Origin of the sequence: Segniliparus rugosus ATCC BAA-974 (assembly GCF_000185725.2) — a bacterium.
Lineage (GTDB): Bacteria > Actinomycetota > Actinomycetes > Mycobacteriales > Mycobacteriaceae > Segniliparus > Segniliparus rugosus.
The window spans coordinates 1,512,343-1,531,556 of the sequence record NZ_KI391953.1 but is presented as its reverse complement, the minus strand read 5'-3'; the positions used below and the strand labels follow the sequence as shown (position 1 = coordinate 1,531,556).

Here is a 19,214-nt window from a genome sequence, read left to right as displayed (position 1 = left end):
CGGCGGCCTCCTCCGCATGCCAGAGCCGTGTGCTCTCCCGCGCCGCGAGCACCACTTTCGCCGTGCGCGGCTTGCGAAGCTCGCTGTAGGCGACGAGGCTGACCCCGACGTCCGCCGGATTGAACTCGTCGGCCAGCGCCACGGCGTCTTCCAACGCCATACACGCCCCTTGCGCCGCGTAGTGCAGCATCGGATGCGCCGCGTCGCCGAGCAGCACCACACGGCCATCGGTCCAGCGGGCGGCGGGCTCCCGGTCCATCAGCGTCCACATCCGCCAGTCTTTGCCGTGCTCTAAGAGGGCGCGCGCGTCCCCGGTGAGCACGCCGAGCCGGTCGAGGACATGCTCTCGCGCCACAGGCTCGCCGGAGAAGACCTCGGTCGTCCCGTTCGCGTCGCTCGCGGCGAGGTTCATCACCGTGCCGCCCGCGATCGGGTAGTTCACCAAGTGGCAGCCTGGGCCGGTCCACCACGTCACCGCGTTCGACCGGAGCCCGGACGGCACGTCCGCCATCGGCACCGTCGCCCGGTAGACCACGATGCCTCGGACCGTGAGCGGCCCGTCGTCGAGCAGCTGCGCCCGGATCGTGGAGTGCACCCCGTCCGCGCCGATCAACGCTTCGCCCACGACCTGCGTCCCGTCCGCCAAGAGCGCCGACGCTCCGCGCGCGTCCTGCGCGTAGCCGACGACGGGGCTCGCCGCGCGCAGCTCGACATTCGGAGTTCTTTCCGCGGCGCGGACGAGAAGCTGGTGCAGCTCGCCTCGGTGCACCACCGAATAAGGATTGCCGAAGAGCTCGCAGTACTCCTCTCCGAGCGGCATCTCGGCGACCAAGGTCCCTTTGGCCGCGTTGAAGAACCGCAACGCCTCCACGCCGACCGCGAGCCCGGCGACCTCCTCGCCAAGTCCGAGCCGCTGCAGGGCGGCCATCCCGTTCGGCGCGATCTGGATGCCCGCGCCGAGCTCGCGGAACTCCCGCGCTCGTTCGAGGACGACGACGTCGTGTCCTTTCCCCGCGAGCGCGAGGGCGGCGGCGAGGCCGCCGATGCCGCCTCCGACGACCACCACTTTGCTCATGCCGGTCACACCCCCTGTCCGCCAATGCGCGAGCGAGCTCTAAGCGCTTGATCTTGGTGGTCGCGGTCTGCGGCAGCTCTTCGAGCTTGCAGTGCAAAGGCGGGTCCATCGGCGGCAGGGACCGCACGGCCAGCTCCCAGCGGCGAGCGTCCAGCGGTCGGTCGTCCTTGGTGCAGACCACCGGCAGCGCCTTGCCGGACGGGCCCGGCACGATGATCACCTCGGTGAGCTCGTCGAAGAGCGCGAAAAGCTTGTCCTCGGCCTCCAGCGTTGAGCCGAATCCTTCGATCAGGTCCACTTCGCGGTCGAGCAAGTACAGCGCGCCCCGTTGGTCCTTGTAGCCGACGTCGCCCATCCGCCACCAGCCGTCCGGCGACACTTGCTTGTCGTAGCGCTCGTCTTCGCCGAGATACGTCTTGACCCTGCCGTCGCTGCGGATCTCGATGAAACCGGGGTTCTCTTTCGTCGGTTTGCGCCCGCCCCTTGCCACCACGCGAGAGTCGGTCATGCCAGGGAAGGGGAAGCCGACGAACCGCCCGCCGTCCTCCGAAACGCTCTTCTTGGTGAACCAGGAGAAGACGCTCGGCCCGATCTCGCTCTGCCCGTAGAGCTGCACGAACAACGGACGCTTATGCGCGGAGGCTCCGAGCAGGCGGCGGACCGTTCGGGGATGGATCGCGTCGAAGGTGGAGCTGTAGTACTTCACGCTCGACAAAGGCTTGCGCGGGTCGTCTGCCAGCTCCTCCCACAGCATGAAGGTGTTCGGATGCGCTTCGAGCCCGACCGGCCTGTGCGCGAGGAAGAGCTCGGCGGCGGCCTTCGGGTCGTCGTCGGCGAGGACGACGAGCGGGAAGCCGCGCAAGAGCGAGATGGGGACGAAGGTGAACAGCCGCGAGTGCACGAAGGAGACATGCATGACCAACGGCTGGCGGGCGGGCACGAGCCGAGTCGCCCAGAACTGGGGCCGGAAACGGGCTTGCAGCGTGAAGTTGGTGTGCACCGCGAGCTTCGGCAGTCCCGTCGTGCCGGAGGTGTGGGTGACCAGCGTGGGCTGGTGCAATCCGAACGCCTCCGCCGCGCCGCGCTCCGCCGGGACGGCCTGGTCGAGGAGCGCGATGGCCCTCGGGTGGGGGCCGCTGGGGACGAGCACGGCTTTTGCGAGCGCGAAAACTTCATCGCCTTCGAGCTCGCCCGTCAGCTTCGCGGCGTCGGTGAGCAGCACCGGCAGATCCGGGCTCAACCCAGGGAAGCGCGCGGTCGAGATCCTGCGCAAGAGCGCCTTGACCGTCTCGCCGTCCAGCTTCGGAGAGAGCAGGATCGGGGTCGCCCCTGCCCGCACGATCGCGCACGCCGCGAGCGTGACGTCGAAGGCGTTCGATTTGTGCACGACCGCCTTGTCCCCCGGGCCGACGCCCACGGCCCGGAGCTGGTCGGCGATCCGCGCGACCGCGTCGGCGGCCTGGACGACCGTCGCCTGGCGGCCGAGCTGCGGCGCGAGCGGCAGATCATGGTCGAACGCGATAGTGTTCGACGGGTGCGCGGCCGCCGCCCGGTCGAAGAAAGTCCCGAGGTTGATCCCCCGGTTGCCGATGCGCTGCAAAATCATTGCGGTCTCCTGGTGGTGCTGTGGCGGATTGCTACTGCTGCTCGGACGCGTCGGGAACCTGCGCCTCCGCGATCCGTTTGACGGTCTCGACGGTTGCGTTCAGATCCCCCTGCAGCTTCAGCCCCCAGTCCAGGAAGAACTGCTCTTGCTCAGCCTCGGTCATCCCGGAGACGATGCCCTTGATCCCCTCGGTGGGCTCCCCCATCCGGAAATGATGGGTGAGCTTCGCGCCCTCGGGATGCGCCTCGAGGAACCAGCTCCAGACGCTGTCCTGCTTGCGGCCCGCTTTGTCCCGCATCGACCACGAGAACGCGGCTCCTGGCTCGGCCGCGATGATCTCGGCCTCGGTCTGCCATCCGCCGCGCACGACCGGAGCCCAGGCGACGACCCCGCACCGCGTTCGTTCGCGCCTCGGAAGACGGAGCCGACCTGCGCGGGCTCGCCGATCCACTCGCCGCCCCGGCATTCCGGGCTCCACCGCCCGCTCGCGGGCAAATCGCTCACGAGCGCGTAGAGCGCCTGCGGCTCCGCGGCGACGACCGCGGAAGCTTGGACCTCGAAGAGCGGCCGACGAGACGGCGCGCCGACGTGGGCGGGGGCGGCCTCGTTATGTGCGATGTCGTTGCGTGAAGGGCTCATACGCCCAGCCTGACGAAACCGACCGGCGAATCCGAGGCTCCGCGAATCGATTCGTCAGGTGGTCAGGAGATTCGTCAAGTCCTTGGAAGCAGCGGCTCGCCGGAATGTGGCCGCGCACCACATCGGAAGGCCGCCAGAGGTGGTCCGAGCTTCGCCCGGACGAGGAGGCCCCGACGGACAGGTCAGCCCAGCAGGCCTAGGATCCGGTCTCCGGTCGCCACCGTGCCGAGGCCCGCAGGCCGGCCGGCAAGGTGCTGGGCCACGGCGCGGCGCACTCGCTCAGCAGCCGAGGACTCGCCGACGTGGTCGAGCAGCAGCGCGACGGAAAGCACAGCGGCGGTCGGATCGGCTTTGTCCGTGCCCGCGATGTCCGGCGCGCTGCCGTGCACCGGCTCGAACATGCTGGGGAACGCGCCCGAGGCGTTGATGTTCCCGCTCGCGGCGATGCCGATGCCTCCGGTGACCGCCGCGGCGAGGTCGGTGATGATGTCTCCGAACAAGTTGTCCGTGACGATCACGTCGAATTGGCCGGGGTTCGCCACGAGATGGATCGTGGTCGCGTCCACGTGCTGGTAGCCGACCTCGACCTCGGGGTATTCCGCCCCGACCTCGGCGACGAGCCGGGACCACAGCGAGCCCGCGTTGCTGAGCACGTTCGTCTTGTGCACGAGGGTGAGTTTCTTGCGCCGCGACTGCGCCTGGCGGAAGCCCTCGCGGACCACGCGCTCCACGCCGTAGGCGGTGTTGACGCTCACCTCGGTGGCAACCTCGTGCGCGGTGCCTTCGCGGATCGTGCCGCCGACGCCGGCGTACGGCCCCTCGGTCCCCTCGCGGACCACGACGAAGTCGATCTCCGGGTCGCCCGCGAGCGGCGACGGCACGCCGGGGAAGCTGCGCGCCGGGCGCAGGTTCACGTAGTGGTCGAACGCGAAGCGCAGTTTGAGCAGGAGGCCGCGCTCTAAGAGCCCGCTGGGGATCTGCTTGTCGCGAGGATCGGCCCCCACCGCGCCGAGCAGCAGGACGTCCTGCGCTTTGAGCGCTTCGAGCACCGAGTCGGGCAGCACCTCGCCAGTGGCGAGGTACCGGCCAGCGCCGAGGTCGTACGTCGTCGTCTCGACGCCGGGGAGCACCGCCTCGAGCACGCGGAGGGCTTGGCCGATCACCTCGGGGCCGATCCCGTCGCCGGGGATCACGCCGAGTTTCAACCCGCTCATCGCAGGTCCACCTCGACAAGGCTCCTCGCGCCCACCGCGTCGCGCACCGTCTGGCGCAACTGCGAGTCGATCTCCTTGTCCACGCGCAGCACGATGGTCGCGCCGTCCCCGCTCGCGTCGTGGCTCACGGCGGCGGCTTCGATGTTCACCCCCGCGTCGCCGAGGAGCGTGCCGATCTTGCCGAGCGCGCCCGGACGGTCCGCGTAGCTGACGACGAGGTTGACCCCCTCGGCGCGCAGGTCGAACCCGCGATGGCCGACGCTGGTGATCTTCGCGACCTGTCCGCGTCCGGCGAGCGTCCCTGCCACCTGGGCGACGCTCCCGTCTGCGGCCACGGCGAGCACCTCGACCAGGCTGCGGTAGTTGGGGCTCTCCTCCTCGGTCTCCACCACGTGCGTCAGACCCCGTTCCGAGGCGAGCTGCGCGGCGTTCACGAAGGTCACCGGGGTCTCCACGACGCCGGAGAGGAATCCGCGCAGCGTGGAGAGGCCGAGCACGCCGACCGACTCCGCCGCCAGCTCGCCGTAGACCTTGACCTCCAGGGTCACCGCCGCCTGCTCGGTCAACGCCGAGAGGAGCACGCCGAGCTTGCGCGTCAGGTCCAGCCACGGAAGCACCTCTTCACCGACCGGACCCGCCGAGACGTTCACCGCCTCGGGCACGAATTCGCCCGCGAGCGCGAGCTTCACGCTCTTCGCGACGTCGGTCCCCGCCCGATCCTGCGCCTCGACGGTGGAAGCGCCCAGATGCGGCGTGAGCACCACCTGCTCCAGCCCGAAGAGCGGGCTCTCGCCGGGGGGCTCCTGCACGAACACGTCCAGGCCCGCCGCGCGGACGTGCCCCGAGGACACGGCTTCGGCGAGCGCCTGCTCGTCGATCAGCCCGCCCCGAGCCGCGTTGACGATGATCACGCCTGGCTTGGTCTTGCGCAGCGCGGCGGCGTCGATCAGCCCTGCCGTCTCCGGGGTCTTCGGCAGGTGCATCGTGATCAGGTCGGCCTGGGCCAGCAACTCGTCCAAGGTCACCAGTTTCGCGCCGAGCTGCGCCGCCTTGGCGGCGGAGACGTACGGGTCGTAGGCGAGGATCTCGGTCTCGAAGGCCTTCAGCCGCGAGGCCACCAGCTGGCCGATCCGGCCGAAGCCCACCACGCCGATGGTCTTCTCGTAAAGCTCGACCCCGAGGTAAGAGGAGCGCTTCCACTCCCCCGCCTGGGTCGTCGCGTTGGCCGGAGGGATCTGCCTGGCCGCGGCGAGCAGCAACGCGATGGCGTGCTCCGCGGCGGAGTGGATGTTCGAGGTCGGCGCGTTCACCACGAGGACGCCGTTGGCGGTGGCGGCTTGCACGTCGACGTTGTCGAGGCCGACGCCTGCCCTGGCGACGATCTTGAGGTTGGACCCTGCGGCCAGCGCCTCGGCGTCCACCTGTGTCGCAGAGCGCACCAGCAACGCGTCCGCCTCCGGCAGGGCGGCGAGCAGCGCCCCGCGATCAGTCCCGGTCACCCAGCGCACTTCGACCTGGTCGCCGAGGGCGGCCACGGTCGACTCGGCGAGCTTGTCGGCGATCAGCACGATCGGCTTCGGATCAGTCACAGTTACTCCTCACACGGTATATCCGGCGTGTTCTCAGGCTTCGCACAGCCCGATCTGCCACACTCACTCGGTCTGTCACACTAGATGGCGGCCTATGTCCTGCTAGCGCCTACCCCGCCTGTCCGGCCTTCCGGCGGCGTGATCACGGCGCCGGCCTTGCATGTGTGAGGATCATGTGATGTTGAAGCGAAGCATCGGCGTTCTCGCCGCAGCGCTCGCGAGCGCGCTGTGCGCCGTGTCCACTGCTGCCGTTGCGACAGCCGACGACCGCGTCCCGCTAGGAGCCGGATCGCCGATCATCGTGGTCGGGCAAGAAAAGCTGGCATGCACGCTGACCGCCATCGGCCATGACGTGAACGACGACATCGTCGGGCTCACCGCAGGCCATTGCGGAGATGTGGGCGATTCGGTGGTTTCCGAGGTAGACCAGGACGCGGGCAGCCTCGGGAGGTTGGAGAAGAAGCGCTCCAACCCCGACATCGGCGTGATCAAATTCAATCCCAGCCGGGTCATCCCGACGGCGCGGACCGGCAAGCTCGTCATCACCGGACTGTCCCGAGACTTGCCCCGGCCCGGCACGATGGCCTGCAAACTAGGCCGGACGACCGGCTGGACGTGCGGGCAGATGACCCCGACGAACCGGATGAGCCACACGGCCAAGATCTGCATCGCGAAGGGCGACTCCGGAGCCCCAGTAGTGATCGGGAGCACGTTGGTCGGCATGGTCAACGTCTACTACTTCGACACCCCGTGCGCGGGGCCCGAGGGCGGGACGAACATCGGCGCGGTCCTCGACGCGATCGGCCCCGGCGTCGGCGAGGGCTTCGAGCTCCAGCCCGCGTGATCGCTCCGCCCCTCCCCGCTCCGGCTTGAGGCTGCCCCTGCCGCAGGCTATTTCCTTGGCCGGTAGATGACCATGCCCTCTTGCGCGCTGCTCGCAATCCGGTCGCCGTTCCTCGCGTAGAAGGCCCCTGTCGAGAAACCGCGCGACTCGGCGGCGGCCGGAGACTCGGTGGCGTACAGGTGCCACTGGTCGAACCGCACGGGGCGGTGGAACCACAGCGAGTGGTTGAGGGTGGCCGCGATGATCCGGTCCAGCCCCCACGAGAGCCCATGCTGGGTGATGATCGAGTCCAGGATCGTCGTGTCGGAGGCGTACGCGAGAGCCGCCTCGTGCCACCGAGGTTCGTCCGGCAGCTCGCCCCGCGTCCGCATCCACACCCGGTTGTACGGGAAGGCTTCGCCCGCTTCTTTCGCGAGCCAGGACGGCTTGTTCGTGTAGCGCCAGTCGATCGGCCGAGGCGCTTCGACGAACATGGTCAAATCCTTCTCCATGCCGACGAACGTCTCCTCGATCTCCGGCAGGCCCTCCGGGTCCGGCACCGAGGGCATCGGGGAGGAATGCTCCAGCCCCGGCCGGCCCAGCTGGTAGGCGAGCAGCGAGACCGACATCACCTCGCCGTTCTGGCTCGCCGTCACCTGCCGGTTCGCGATGGACCGTTCGTCGCGCAGCGCCGTCACCTGGTACTCGATCGGCTGCTTCACGTCGCCGCCTCGGATGAAATGCGTCTGCGCCACGTGCAGGTCGAGCTTGTCCGACTCGACCGTCCGGCCCGCCGCGATGATCGTCTGCGCCACGATCTGGCCGCCGTAAGTCCGCGCCCACGCCTTGCTCGGATGCTGGCCGATGAATTTTCCGTTCCCGCCGTCTTCGAGGTCGAGGATCTCGAGCAGCTCCTGGAAATCGCCCTTCGCTTCTTCGATCAGAGATTGCGCTGAAGTCATCGGGCTAACTTAGCAGAACGCCCTGAACAGGGCTTTCACCGGTGAAGGGGCGAAAACCCCCGGAGCCGCCCGTGGCTAGTGGTCGTGCTCGCCGATACGGTGCGCGTTGATCGTGTTCGTCGAACCGACCGTCCCCGGCGGGGCTCCGGCCACGACGATCACCAGGTCGCCGTGCTCGTAGCGCTTGATCTCGAGCAACGAATGGTCCACGAGGTGGATCATCGCGTCGGTGGAGTCCACCTTCGGCACGATGAACGTCTCAACGCCCCAGGACAACGCCAGCCTGCTGCGCACCGCCGGCTCCGGGGTGAAGGCGAGCAACGGCAACGCGCTGTGCAACCGGGCCAGGCGGCGGACAGTGTCGCCGGACTGGGTGAGCGCGACGAGCGCCTTGGCCTCCAGCCGCTCGCCGATGTCCTTGGCCGAGTAGGAGATCACGCCGCTCTTGGTCCGAGGGATGCGGATCAGCGGGGCGATCAGGTTCGGCTCCCGCTCCGCGGCGGCGAGGATGCGCGAGAGCGTGCGCACCGCGACGAAGACGTGCTTGCCCACCGAAGTCTCGCCCGACAGCATCACAGCGTCCGCGCCGTCGAACACCGCGTTGGCGGCGTCGGAGGTCTCCGCGCGCGTGGGCGTGGCGTTCTCGATCATGGACTCGAGCACCTGGGTCGCCACGATGACCGGCTTCGCGTTGGCCCTGGCGAGCTGGATCGCGCGCTTCTGCACGGCGGGCACGTCCTCGAGCGGCAGCTCGACTCCGAGGTCGCCCCGTGCCACCATGACCGCGTCAAACGCGAGGATCACCTCTTCGAGCCGGTCCCCCACCGCCTCGGGCTTCTCCAGCTTCGCGATGACCGGCACGCGGCGCCCCACCCGGTCCATTACCTCGTGGACCAGCCGGACGTCGTCGGGCGACCGGACGAAGGACAGCGCGACCCAGTCCACGCCGAGGCGCAGCGCGAATTCGAGGTCCTCGGTGTCCTTCTCGGACAGCGCCGGGGCCGAGACGTTCACGCCGGGCAGCGAGATGCCTTTGTTGTTGCTGACCGGGCCGCCCTCGTAAACCTGGCACACCACGTCGTCGCCCTCGACGCGCAGCGCGCGCAGCCCCACCTTGCCGTCGTCGATGAGCAGCGTGTCGCCGGAGACGACGTCCGCCGCGAGATGCTTGTAGGTGGTGGAGACCCGGTCGTGGTCGCCCTCGATGTCTTCGACGGTGATGCGGACGGTCTCCCCGGTGGCCCAGACCGTCCGGCCCTCCTTGAACCTGCCGAGCCGGATCTTCGGCCCCTGCAAGTCGGCCATGATGCCCACCGCGCGCCCGGTCTCGTCGGAAGCCTCGCGCACCCAGTGGTACATCTGCTCGTGGTCGGGATGGTCGCCGTGGCTGAAGTTCAGCCGCGCCACATCCATGCCTGCTTCGACAAGAGCTCTGACTTTTTCGGCAGAAGCAGTGGCGGGCCCGAGCGTGCACACGATCTTCGTACGTCGAGTCATAGCGGAAAGCCTAGTCTGATTTGTCTGTCGATCCGACTTCAGGTGAGTGAATGTCAGATGTCGACCTTGGCTCCTCGGCCTCCTCGGCGGGCTCTTCCTGCTCGGAGGCCGCTTCCGGCTCGGCAGTCGGCTCTTGTTCCTCGGCGGCCTCCTCCGGCTCCTCGGCAGGGCCGTCTGCGCGGCCCGCTTCGATCTCGTCCGGATCCTCCCTGCCCTTCTTCGCGAGCAGGAAGTACACGAGCCCCGCGATGATGAGCAGGCCCGAGGTGAAGACGTTGACGCGGTAGCCGAAGATCCTGGTCGCCGGGTCGATCCGCACGAACTCCAGCGCGAGCCTGCCGATGCTGTAACCGACGACGTAGAGGGCGAAGAGCCTGCCATGGCCGATCTTGAACCTCCGGTCGAGCACCACGAGCGCCAGCACCACGGCGAGGTTCCAGCAGGCCTCGTACAGGAACGTGGGGTGGACGAGCTTGCCGCTGAGGGTCGTCTCCCCGATGACGCCGATCCACGGCCTGCCGTCCGAGACGCCGTAGACGTTGTCCACCGCGCCGTCTCGGATCCGCTCGTAGAGCTGCAGGCCCCACCAGTGGTTCGTCTCCCGGCCGAAGAGCTCCTGGTTGAAGTAGTTGCCGAACCGGCCGATCGCCGAGGCCGCGAGGATCGGCGGGGCGAGCGCGTCGCCGAACGCCGGCAGCGGAATGCCCTTGCGGCGGCAGCCGATCCACGCGCCGACGGCCCCGAGCGCGACCGCGCCCCAAATGCCAAGGCCGCCTTCCCAGATGAAGAGGGCGTGGACCGGCGAGCGCCCCTGTCCGCCGAAGTAGGTGCGCCAGTCGGTCGCCACGTGGTAGAGCCTGCCGCCGACGAGGCCGAACGGCACCGCGAAGAGCGCGACGTCGACCACGTCTTCGCGCCGCCCGCCGCGCGCCATCCACCGATGCGTGCCCCACCAGCAGGCGAGCAGGATGCCCGCCAAGATGCAGAGGGCGTACGCGCGGATCGGGATCGGCCCGAGAAACCAGACTCCCTGAGGAGGCGAGGGGATGTACGCCAGAGTTGTCACGCGAAGACACCTTACCCGGAGGTTCGTTCACGAGGTCAAACGCAACGCCTCCGGCCCAAGGAGACGGCACGCCGCGCGGAAGCCTCACGGCGGGCCTCGTCCTCGGCTCTGCGCCGCCGACCCCGGCAAAAGGTGTAATTTGGAACACAAAGCACGCGCGCTTATCGCCGGGGACACCAGGCGGGGCGGCGGCAGAGAACCTCCGGAACAGGAAAGAGGAACCATGAGACACGCGGCGCCCGGAGCCGAGGGAAGCTCCTTTGCCTTTCAGCCCAGTTACGACAACTTCATCGGCGGCGAATGGGTCGCCCCGGCGGAGGGCAGATACTTCGACAACGCCTCGCCGGTCGACGGGCGCGAGTTCACCAAAGTCGCCCGCAGCACGGCGGCGGACGTCGACCTCGCCCTCGACGCGGCGCACCGCGCGGCGGACAAATGGGGGGCCACCTCGGTGGCCGAGCGGGCGAACGTGATGCTCAAGATCGCGGACCGGTTCGAGGAGCACCTCCCCGAACTCGCGGTCGCGGAGACGTGGGACAACGGCAAGCCGATCCGCGAATGCCTCGCCGCCGACCTGCCGCTGGCCGTGGACCAGTTCCGGTATTTCGCCGCCGCGATCCGGGGCGAGGAGGGCGGGATCTCCGAGATCGACGCCGACACCGTCGCCTACCACTTCCACGAGCCGCTCGGCGTCGTCGGCCAGATCATCCCGTGGAACTTCCCCTTGCTCATGGCGGCGTGGAAACTCGCCCCGGCGCTTGCGGCGGGCAACTGCGTCGTCCTCAAGCCCGCAGAGCAGACCCCGGCTTCGGTCATGGCGCTGATGGAGCTCATCGGCGACTTGCTGCCGCCCGGTGTGGTGAACGTGGTCAACGGCTTCGGGCTGGAGGCGGGCAAACCGCTCGCCTCCAGCCCGAAGATCGCGAAAGTCGCCTTCACCGGCGAGACCACCACGGGCAAGCTCATCATGCAGTACGCGACCGAGAACCTCATCCCGGTGACGTTGGAGCTTGGCGGCAAGAGCCCGAACATCTTCCTGTCCGACGTGATGGCCAAGGACGACGAGTTCCTGGACAAAGCGGTCGAGGGCTTCGTGATGTTCGCGCTCAACCAGGGCGAGGTGTGCACCTGCCCGTCCCGAGCCCTGGTGGCCGCCGACATCTACGACGAGTTCATCGCGCGCTGCGTCGAACGGACCAAAGCCATCGTGGGCGGCGACCCGCTGGACGAGGCGACCATGATCGGGGCGCAGGCCAGCGCCGAGCAGCAGGAGAAGATCCTCCGCTACATCGACATCGGCAAGGCCGAGGGAGCGCAGCTGCTCGTCGGCGGCAACGCCCGCAAGGTGGCCGAGTACCCCGGCGGGCACTACGTCGAGCCGACCATTTTCAAAGGCACGAACACCATGAGGATCTTCCAGGAGGAGATCTTCGGACCGGTGCTCTCGGTGGCCACGTTCGACTCCGTTGACGAGGCGTTGAAGATCGCCAACGACACCCAGTACGGGCTCGGGGCCGGAGTGTGGACCCGTGACATCAACACCGCGTACCGGCTGGGCCGGGGCCTGAAAGCGGGCCGGGTGTGGACGAACTGCTACCACGCCTACCCGGCGCACGCGGCGTTCGGCGGCTACAAGAAGTCCGGCATCGGGCGCGAGAACCACAAGATGATGCTGGAGCACTACCAGCAGACGAAGAACCTGCTCGTCAGCTATTCGGCGAACAAGCTCGGCTTCTTCTGACCGGCCGGACCTCGCGCGGGGCTATATGCCGCCCCGCGCGAGGCGCTCGTTGGGGCACTGCGCGCTCGTCGTGGTCAGCGCGCGGAAGGAACATCATCCCCATGCGCCGCGCGCCCACTCCGCAAGCACCGTCGGCGTCGCCGAATCGAACCCGCTGACGTCCAGCTGGCCGGGGTCTGCGGGGTCCGCGATGGACGTGCCCGTCGCGGTCAACGCGACCACCGCCAGCCGCGCGTCGATTCCCGAGCGCTCCCGGTAGCGGGCGAGCGCCTGGTGCGGGTGGATCTGGCCGAACCAGGTCTCGTTGTCGGTGTACACCTGGAACACGTCGAACGCCAAGCCCTGCTCCTGCGCCCAGACCATCGGCAACGCGCAGTCGGTCGGGCCGAACGGCAAGCCGCTGACGGCCCTGAGCGCGTCGTCCAGCCGTTGGCGCGGCGAGACCGCGAGCCGGGTCAACGTCGCCGTGCCGGACCGCCAGTCCCCGCCGGTGAAGCCCACGACCTCGCACTCCGCCTCGGTCTTCGCCGTGACCAGCGCCAGGGCGGCGCTCACCTCTCGGCAGGAGATCGGCAGGCCCGACGCGGGGGCCGTCATCGAGCCGGACACGTCGAGCGCGAGCAAGGTCCGCTTGCCGGTCGGGACTACCGACTCGAACGCGGCGTAGAACGCCGCGTCGAGCGCGTCCACGATCTGCGCGACCGGCTCCCACGCGGCGCTCGACCGAGCTCCTCGGCCTTGGGCGTAGGTCCGCGCCGCCACAAGGACGTTCACCGGATGCACCCGGGCCTTGCGCAGCCGCTGCGGGTCGGCGAGCTGCGCCGCGACCGCGCCAAGCACCCCGGAGGAGCCGAGCACGCCGAGCCGGGTGAGCCGGGGCAACTGCCGCATCAGCGCCGTCTGGGGCACGCCCTGCGCGATGAGCGCCTCCCACACGCTTGCCTCGTTCAATGCCGCGTCCGGGAGCATTTCCCAGCTCAAGGACGGGTACTGCCCGATGAGCGAGACCCATTCCCCCGCCGTCGTCGCAGCTTGCGCCTTGCGGAAGCCGTCGAGGATGGCGAGCGAGTCCGGCAGCCTGTCGACCGCCCGCCCGCAGGCGAAGTCGAACAGGACCTTGCGGTCCGCCTCCTCCGTCGCGGGGTGCGCGAGCCGCAGCAGGTCGCGATGCGACCAGCCTTCTCGCTGGCGGTATTTCGCGATCTGGTAGGCGAGATCGGCGACCGGCGCGTCGAGGTACCAACGGCCCACCGCGCGCCGCAGCCCCCGGCCCCAGCCCCGGAACTGCTCGACGTAACCCGCGAACAGGAACAGGTGCGTTCCGGTGCGCGCCACGTCCCCCAGAGCCGCGAGCGCGGCGGCCCTGCCGGTTTCGTCGCCGAGCGCGCTGGCCGCTGCCAGCGCGAAGAGCGCCGGGTTCTGTCGAGGGGCGCGGCCCGAGGCAGAGACTTCGACCACGGTCCGCACGAGCTCCGCGCAGCGCTCGCGGGCGAGCTTCAGCACGATCTCGGCGTTGTCCTTGGTGAGCTCGCGCTCGGCCGCGTAGTACGTGCCGCCGTCCGACCCTATCGTCAAAAAGCGCCGCAGCCTGGCCAGGTCGTCCACGGCAAAGCCGTAGCCGCCTGCCGCGTTGCGGACTTGCCGCGCGTCGGCTTGCTGCGTCTGCGCGGCTTGGCGCATTGAAATTGCGCGCAACGGATTGAGCTTCATGATTCCCCCCTTGGTATTTCTTTCTTTCGTCTTCATTCCCACTGCGGCAACGGGCGTGGGACGCCGTCGGACCCGCCGGAGCGGGGAAAGAATCGAACTTTCAAACGCCAGATAACCGACCAGCCTCGGCCCGTTGCCGCTTTCGAGTCTAAGCGTCCGCAGCGACAGCCGTCAAAAGGTTTTTCGGCGAAACAGACACTTGCCGGAAAAGAAGAAAAACGGGCATGCGATTGCCGCGCCGGATCTTTCGAGGATAACCGATGGGCTCCGGCCCGCTTTGAAGAAAGTTTAGCGCGAGCGGGCGTATTCGCCAACCGGGTGAGGACGGCGAAGCAGCGAAAGCCGCTTCGCCGTTGCGGGATCCGCCTGCTTATCCAGGGAACCCTTATCCATCAGGACGGCCCTTACCCCGCGTCTCGTGAAGTGGAAGGTAACCGACCGGCTCCGGCCCGCTCGCGGGGACAGCATAGCTCGTCCGCCGCGAACGGCGCAAACGTTTTTCTGGGACCGGGCGGCGGAACGGGCATGGGGCGCGCACCGGAGAAGCCCCTCGCGGGCTCCATAGCTCTACCGAATTGAGCTACCGCGCCGAGACGCGGGCGGGACTCGAACCCGCGACCGATGGATCAGAAGTGAACGACTCGCTTCGGCCCGTTCCACCTGCAAAATATAAACGGCCAAAAATATAGACAGCCAAAGCCGACCCCGCAATCCGTTTCCCGGACAGATGCGGCGTCCGGCCGCTCGCCCTCGGATACTGGGCGTGGTCGCTCCTAGCCGCGCCGAAGCCGGAAGCCTATCGCTCGCACCCCGACACGTCGTAAAGCGCCTGCGGGATCTGGTTCACCCGGACGACTTTGTCCCCGATCCAATGGTATTTGATATTTGCCAGGCCGGTCATGGTCGTCACGGTCTCCTGCCCGCGCGGCCAGCGGTACTGCACGACCACGGTGTCTCCTCTGGCCGATTTGACCTCGGTGGGCCCGAAGGCGCACGGGTCCGCCGTGCCGACGAAACCCCCGTCGTGGAAGAACAGCACCTGCCTCGGGCCGAGCGGATCCTTTTCCCCTTCGAGCGAGACCACAACGGCCGTGAGCGCGCCGCAGCGGTCGTACCGACCGGTGTACGACTGCGACCACCTTTCGGCAGGGGCTCGCTCTGGCGGCGGCAGCGAGCCAACGGCCGCGCGCACCTCCGGCGCGTCGGGCACTTGCGGGCAGGGGTTCGCGCTGCTCGAAGCCAAACCGCCGCGCAACGAGGCCATGGTCGCGAACCCCTGCCCCTTCTCGGACGACGGGGCTCCCGAAGGCGCGCAAGCAGTCGTGAGAAGCATCGTCGTCATGCCCAAGAGCCACGTGGTCCGCATGTGGCACGAGATTACCGGCAGAATGGACTGTCATGACGAACGCTGTGCCGACGACCAGACGCGCCGCCTGGTGGAACCATCCCCGATTCGCCAAGGCGCGTCCGATGCTCATCGACACCGCGGTGCCCGCAGCCTGCTATTACATCCTGCACAGCTGGCTTGGGCACTCCGCCATCCTCGCCTTCTCGGTCGCCGCCGTGCTCCTCTCCGCGCGAGTCGTCGCCACAGCCGTCCGGGAGCGCCGGATCGACTCCTTCCAAATCCTGGTCCTCGCGTCGATCCTGGTCTCCCTCGTGCTCGCGATCCTCGCGCACGACTCGCGGATCGCCTTGCTGCGCGGCTCGATCTACTCCTCGGTGCTCGGCCTCGGCTGCGTCATCACCACATTCGCGGGCAAGCCGTTGCTGGAACGGATCATGCGCCCCGGCCTCGCCCTCACCGCGCCGGAGCTCGAGGCGGCCTGGGAGCAGTGCTGGGACAGGGACCAGCCGTTCCGCCGCAGAGTCCGTCAGCTCAACTTGCTCTACGGAACCAGCTTCCTCGCGAGCGCCGCGACGCGCGCGTGGGTGGTCTACCACACGAGCGAAGGGGTCGCCGTCGCGGCGAGCGGCGTGCCTGGACTGGTCATCTCCGGGGTGGTGGCCATCGCCACAGGGGTGCTCGCCATGCCACTGGTCACCGCGATGGAGCAGGTCCGCAAGGAGAAAGCGGCGAAGGAGGAAGCCGTCGAAGCCGGGACATAGCCCGGACGCCTGAGGTTCTTTGGAAAAATTTAGGAATCGCGGGCACTCTGGAATTGTGCTGACCCGTTGGTGGAACCATCCTCGTTTTGTCAGAGCGCGCCCAGGGATCATCGACGGGCTCGTCCCAGTCCTGCTCTTCTACGCGCTCCACACCGGGCTCGGCTGCTCGGAGATCCTCGCGATCACCGCCGGAGCCGTTTTCCTCGCCGCCAGGGTCCTGGTCACCATGGTCCGACAGCGCAAAGCCGACAGCTTCCAGCTGTTCCTCCTCGGGCTGACCGCCGTGTCGCTCGCCCTCGCGGCGCTCTCCGACGATCCTCGGATCGTGCTCGCCCGTCAATCCGTCGTCTCGCTCCTGATCGCCGCAGGCTGCGTGGCGACCACGTTCTTCGGCAAACCGCTCCTCGGCGTGCTGCTGCGGCCCAGCTTCGACCTTTTCTCGCCGCACCACACCCCGGCGTGGGACCGATGCTGGGAAGACGACTCCGCGTTCCGCCAGAAGGTCCGGGTGCTCAATTTTCTGGTCGGGGCCACCACGACCGTCTCCGCGGTCTCCCGCGTGTACGTCGTGTACCACACGAGCACGGAGGTGGCCATCGTCGCCGGAGGGCTGCCGTCGCTCGCGATTTGGGCCATCGCCAGCCCGATCATGCTGCGCGTCGGCCGTCCGGTCTTCAAGACGATGCGCGCGACCCGGCTCCGCCTGCAGGCCGAAGCCGAGCAAACCCCGGCGCACGAGGTCGCCGCTTAAGCAACCCCAATAAATCTCACTATGTGAGATAGTAATATCAAAATATGGACAAAACTCCCGGCGGTGCGTACGCCTGGGCGATGCTCGCCCTCGCCACCGGCTCTTCCGCCGCGGCCACCATGGTGATCGGCGCGGGCGGCTTCCTCATCCCGGCCTTGCTGGCCCAGCGCGGGCTCTCTCTGTCGCAGGCGGGCCTGGTCGCCGCGATGACCTCGCTCGGCATCACGCTGACCTTGATCGGATGGGGCTTTCTCATCGACCGATACGGGGAGCGGTGGACGCTCGCCGCCGGGCTCGCCCTCGCAGGGCTGAGCACCTGGGCCGCCACCGCGCAGGAAGACCCACGATGGATCGGCGGCTGGTTCTTCCTCGCCGGTATGGCGTGCGGGAGCACGAACGCGGCAAGCGGGCGCATCGTCGTCGGCTGGTTCCCGAAGGAGCGGCGGGGCCTCGCCATGGGGATCCGGCAGATGGCCCAGCCCCTCGGCATGGGCGTCGACGCGCTCGCGCTCCCGGTCCTCGCGAAACAGCACGGCCTCGGCACAGCACTGGCCGTCCCCGCCGTCGCAGTCCTCGCCTTCGCCGTGCTCGCGGCGGCGTTCGCGGGGCTGCCGGAGACCGAGGGCACTATGAGCGCCGCCGCCGAAAGCGGGGCCAACCCCTATCGGGAGGGAAGCTTCCTGTGGCTGATCCACGGGGTTTCCGTGCTGCTGGTGATCCCGCAGAACCTCGTGTGGACGTACATGTTCACCTGGCTCAACCACGCCCTCGGTTGGCGCGAGACGACGGCGGGCGCGCTCGTCGCGGTCGCGAACGGGCTGGGGGCCGTTGGCCGAGTGGGCGCAGGAGTGTGGTCGGACCGAGTCGGCAGCCGCACATGGACCATCCGCGCCATCGCGGCCATCGCCGCCGCCACGCTCGGCGGGCTCACGCTCGCGAGCTGGGGGCACGCGACTGTTCCAGCGGTCGCGCTCATGGTCGTCGCCTGCGTCATCACCTGCGCGGACAACGGCCTCGCCTTCACCTCGGTCGCCGAATTCGCCGGGCCCCGATGGTCCGGGCGGGCGCTCGGCGCGCAGAACACCTGCCAATACATCGCGAGCTTTCTCGTGCCGCCCTGTTTCGGCTGGCTCATCGATGCCTCCAGCTACACGTGGGCTTTCGGAGCCTCCGCCGCAGTCGCGGCTTCCGCGATCCCCTTCGTGCCCAGGGACCAAGGGGATCGCGCCCGGCGCGAGGTCAGCGCCCCGAGCGGCGGGCGGTGATGGCGTCCCGAGAGATGAAAACGTCGTACTCCCCCGGATTCGCGATGACCGCGTTGCCGTAGGCGGAGCGCACGAACGGCTTGGTCCACCAGACGCCGTCCTCCATCTCCTTGAAGAAGTCCTGGTCGTCGCCCAGCAGGATCTGATGCTCCGTCGTGGGCCTGCCGTCCGCGTACTGGCCGTACAGCCGAGTCACCTTGTAGCCGCCGCGCAAGCCGAGCGTGTTCGCCAGCGGTTCGAGTTCGACGATGTTCGCTTGGAGCACCCACCGGTCGCCCTGGAGCTGGTACGCCTTCCGGGACGCGACCGTGGCGTGGTCCTCCCCGTACAGGGTCAGATCGACGCTCAGCACGCCGGGCATGTTCTCGACCTTCGACGCGACGACGTGCGCGGCCTTGACCTCCCCGGTCAAGCCGAGATAGCCCTGGACCAACGTCATGATCCAGGTGAGGAAGGCCACGAGGGCCGCGAGCACGCCGCCGCCGAAACCGCGCCGCAGCTTCAGCCTCAGGCGCAGCTTGCCCTTCTTGCCCGTGGCCGGGTCCGCCGGGCCGCGCCCGACGAACGTCGTCACCACGAGCAGGACTGCGACCACCGCCACCACGATCAAAGCGATCTGTGCCGGACCGAACTGGAATGTGTAACCCATGCTCGGGTTGTATCACCTGAATCTGTCGCGGCGGCGACGGCGCGGCGAAAACTGGAAGGGAGCTACGTCCGAGCGCGCGCCCGTTGCGATCCCGCTCACACAAGCCGCGCTCTCACAAACCAATAGGTGGACGAAAAGACCCCCTGGTCGAAACCAGGGGGTCTTTCTGCCGTAGCCCCGACGGGACTCGAACCCGCGCTACTGCCGTGAGAGGGCAGCGTCCTAGACCGCTAAACGACAGGGCCATGAGGAACCGGCCTTCCGACCGTCTCCATATTCGATTGTGATCCACATACGCGTCTCCGCGTACACGTTGTAGCCCCGACGGGACTCGAACCCGCGCTACTGCCGTGAGAGGGCAGCGTCCTAACCGCTAAACGACAGGGCCAGAGGAACCGGCCTTCCGACCGTTTCCGAATATGCAATACTACACGCTTGCGCGTGGCTGGGATACCAGGACTCGAACCTAGAATGAGTGAACCAGAATCACTAGTGTTGCCAATTACACCATATCCCAT

General features: G+C 68.3%; 14 protein-coding genes, 3 tRNA genes and 2 pseudogenes. 5 read left to right on the top strand and 14 right to left on the bottom strand.

The window, feature by feature from the left end; all coding sequences use genetic code 11:
- Positions 1-133: 133 nt before the first annotated feature.
- The 5 genes and pseudogenes from HMPREF9336_RS18790 to serA form a co-directional block, all read right to left on the bottom strand.
- Positions 134-1,075 (bottom strand): annotated as a pseudogene (locus HMPREF9336_RS18790) (FAD-dependent oxidoreductase); the annotation flags it as partial.
- 31 nt (positions 1,076-1,106) lie between these two features.
- A pseudogene (locus HMPREF9336_RS17870) lies at positions 1,107-2,681 on the bottom strand (AMP-binding protein); the annotation flags it as partial.
- Positions 2,682-2,712: 31 nt separating this feature from the next.
- Complete coding sequence (locus HMPREF9336_RS18960) at positions 2,713-3,048, bottom strand: hypothetical protein (RefSeq protein WP_021030300.1); 336 nt, start codon at positions 3,046-3,048, stop codon at positions 2,713-2,715.
- A 454-nt stretch (positions 3,049-3,502) separates the two neighbouring features.
- On the bottom strand, positions 3,503-4,525 hold the full coding sequence (locus tag HMPREF9336_RS07535; protein ID WP_040585237.1) for a 3-isopropylmalate dehydrogenase: 1,023 nt from the start codon (positions 4,523-4,525) through the stop codon (positions 3,503-3,505).
- Between the two features lie 5 nt (positions 4,526-4,530).
- Positions 4,531-6,123: a phosphoglycerate dehydrogenase gene (serA, locus tag HMPREF9336_RS07530; protein WP_021030299.1), complete on the bottom strand. Its 1,593-nt coding sequence runs from the start codon at positions 6,121-6,123 to the stop codon at positions 4,531-4,533.
- Between the two features lie 178 nt (positions 6,124-6,301).
- On the opposite strand from serA, the gene HMPREF9336_RS07525 reads away from it, so the two are divergent.
- Entirely contained in the window at positions 6,302-6,967 is a 666-nt protein-coding gene (locus HMPREF9336_RS07525) for a chymotrypsin family serine protease (RefSeq protein WP_007470559.1), read from the top strand.
- Positions 6,968-7,014: 47 nt separating this feature from the next.
- Here the strand turns inward: HMPREF9336_RS07525 and HMPREF9336_RS07520 are convergent, their stop codons facing one another.
- From HMPREF9336_RS07520 to lgt, 3 genes are all read right to left on the bottom strand, one after another.
- Positions 7,015-7,908 (bottom strand): acyl-CoA thioesterase, encoded by an 894-nt coding sequence (locus HMPREF9336_RS07520; RefSeq protein WP_007470558.1) that lies wholly within the window; start codon positions 7,906-7,908, stop codon positions 7,015-7,017.
- Positions 7,909-7,983: 75 nt separating this feature from the next.
- Positions 7,984-9,405, bottom strand: coding sequence for a pyruvate kinase (gene pyk, locus HMPREF9336_RS07515; protein ID WP_021030298.1), 1,422 nt, complete (start codon positions 9,403-9,405; stop codon positions 7,984-7,986).
- A gap of 10 nt (positions 9,406-9,415) precedes the next feature.
- Complete coding sequence (lgt, locus tag HMPREF9336_RS07510) at positions 9,416-10,471, bottom strand: prolipoprotein diacylglyceryl transferase (protein WP_007470556.1); 1,056 nt, start codon at positions 10,469-10,471, stop codon at positions 9,416-9,418.
- Between the two features lie 223 nt (positions 10,472-10,694).
- On the opposite strand from lgt, the gene exaC reads away from it, so the two are divergent.
- Positions 10,695-12,212 carry an acetaldehyde dehydrogenase ExaC gene (gene exaC / locus HMPREF9336_RS07505; RefSeq protein WP_007470555.1) on the top strand — a complete coding sequence of 506 codons (1,518 nt, stop codon included), beginning with the start codon at positions 10,695-10,697 and terminating at the stop codon, positions 12,210-12,212.
- 93 nt (positions 12,213-12,305) lie between these two features.
- Here exaC and HMPREF9336_RS07500 read toward each other — a convergent pair whose 3' ends face one another.
- Both HMPREF9336_RS07500 and HMPREF9336_RS07495 read right to left on the bottom strand, forming a co-directional pair.
- Positions 12,306-13,922 carry a TROVE domain-containing protein gene (locus tag HMPREF9336_RS07500; protein ID WP_021030297.1) on the bottom strand — a complete coding sequence of 539 codons (1,617 nt, stop codon included), beginning with the start codon at positions 13,920-13,922 and terminating at the stop codon, positions 12,306-12,308.
- A 796-nt stretch (positions 13,923-14,718) separates the two neighbouring features.
- The gene (locus HMPREF9336_RS07495; RefSeq protein WP_007470553.1) at positions 14,719-15,288 is read right to left on the bottom strand and encodes an LppP/LprE family lipoprotein; all 570 of its coding nucleotides are present in this window, start codon (positions 15,286-15,288) and stop codon (positions 14,719-14,721) included.
- A 32-nt stretch (positions 15,289-15,320) separates the two neighbouring features.
- Between HMPREF9336_RS07495 and HMPREF9336_RS07490 the strand changes: the two genes are divergently transcribed.
- The 3 genes from HMPREF9336_RS07490 to HMPREF9336_RS07480 are packed head-to-tail and all read left to right on the top strand — an operon-like array spanning position 15,321 to position 18,047.
- Positions 15,321-16,031 carry a VC0807 family protein gene (locus HMPREF9336_RS07490; protein WP_007470552.1) on the top strand — a complete coding sequence of 237 codons (711 nt, stop codon included), beginning with the start codon at positions 15,321-15,323 and terminating at the stop codon, positions 16,029-16,031.
- A gap of 55 nt (positions 16,032-16,086) precedes the next feature.
- Positions 16,087-16,782, top strand: a complete 696-nt coding sequence (locus tag HMPREF9336_RS07485) for a VC0807 family protein (protein WP_007470551.1) — start codon at positions 16,087-16,089, stop codon at positions 16,780-16,782.
- A gap of 44 nt (positions 16,783-16,826) precedes the next feature.
- Positions 16,827-18,047: an MFS transporter gene (locus HMPREF9336_RS07480; RefSeq protein WP_007470550.1), complete on the top strand. Its 1,221-nt coding sequence runs from the start codon at positions 16,827-16,829 to the stop codon at positions 18,045-18,047.
- Here the strand turns inward: HMPREF9336_RS07480 and HMPREF9336_RS07475 are convergent.
- The 4 genes from HMPREF9336_RS07475 to HMPREF9336_RS07460 all read right to left on the bottom strand — a co-directional run bounded on the left by HMPREF9336_RS07475 (position 18,022) and on the right by HMPREF9336_RS07460 (position 19,213).
- Positions 18,022-18,696 carry a hypothetical protein gene (locus HMPREF9336_RS07475; RefSeq protein ID WP_007470549.1) on the bottom strand — a complete coding sequence of 225 codons (675 nt, stop codon included), beginning with the start codon at positions 18,694-18,696 and terminating at the stop codon, positions 18,022-18,024. The genes HMPREF9336_RS07480 and HMPREF9336_RS07475 overlap by 26 nt on opposite strands.
- 172 nt (positions 18,697-18,868) lie before the next feature.
- Positions 18,869-18,941, bottom strand: a tRNA-Glu gene (locus HMPREF9336_RS07470).
- A 71-nt stretch (positions 18,942-19,012) separates the two neighbouring features.
- Positions 19,013-19,084: transfer RNA gene (locus HMPREF9336_RS07465), tRNA-Glu, on the bottom strand.
- 54 nt (positions 19,085-19,138) lie between these two features.
- Positions 19,139-19,213: transfer RNA gene (locus HMPREF9336_RS07460), tRNA-Gln, on the bottom strand.
- Position 19,214: the final 1 nt, after the last annotated feature.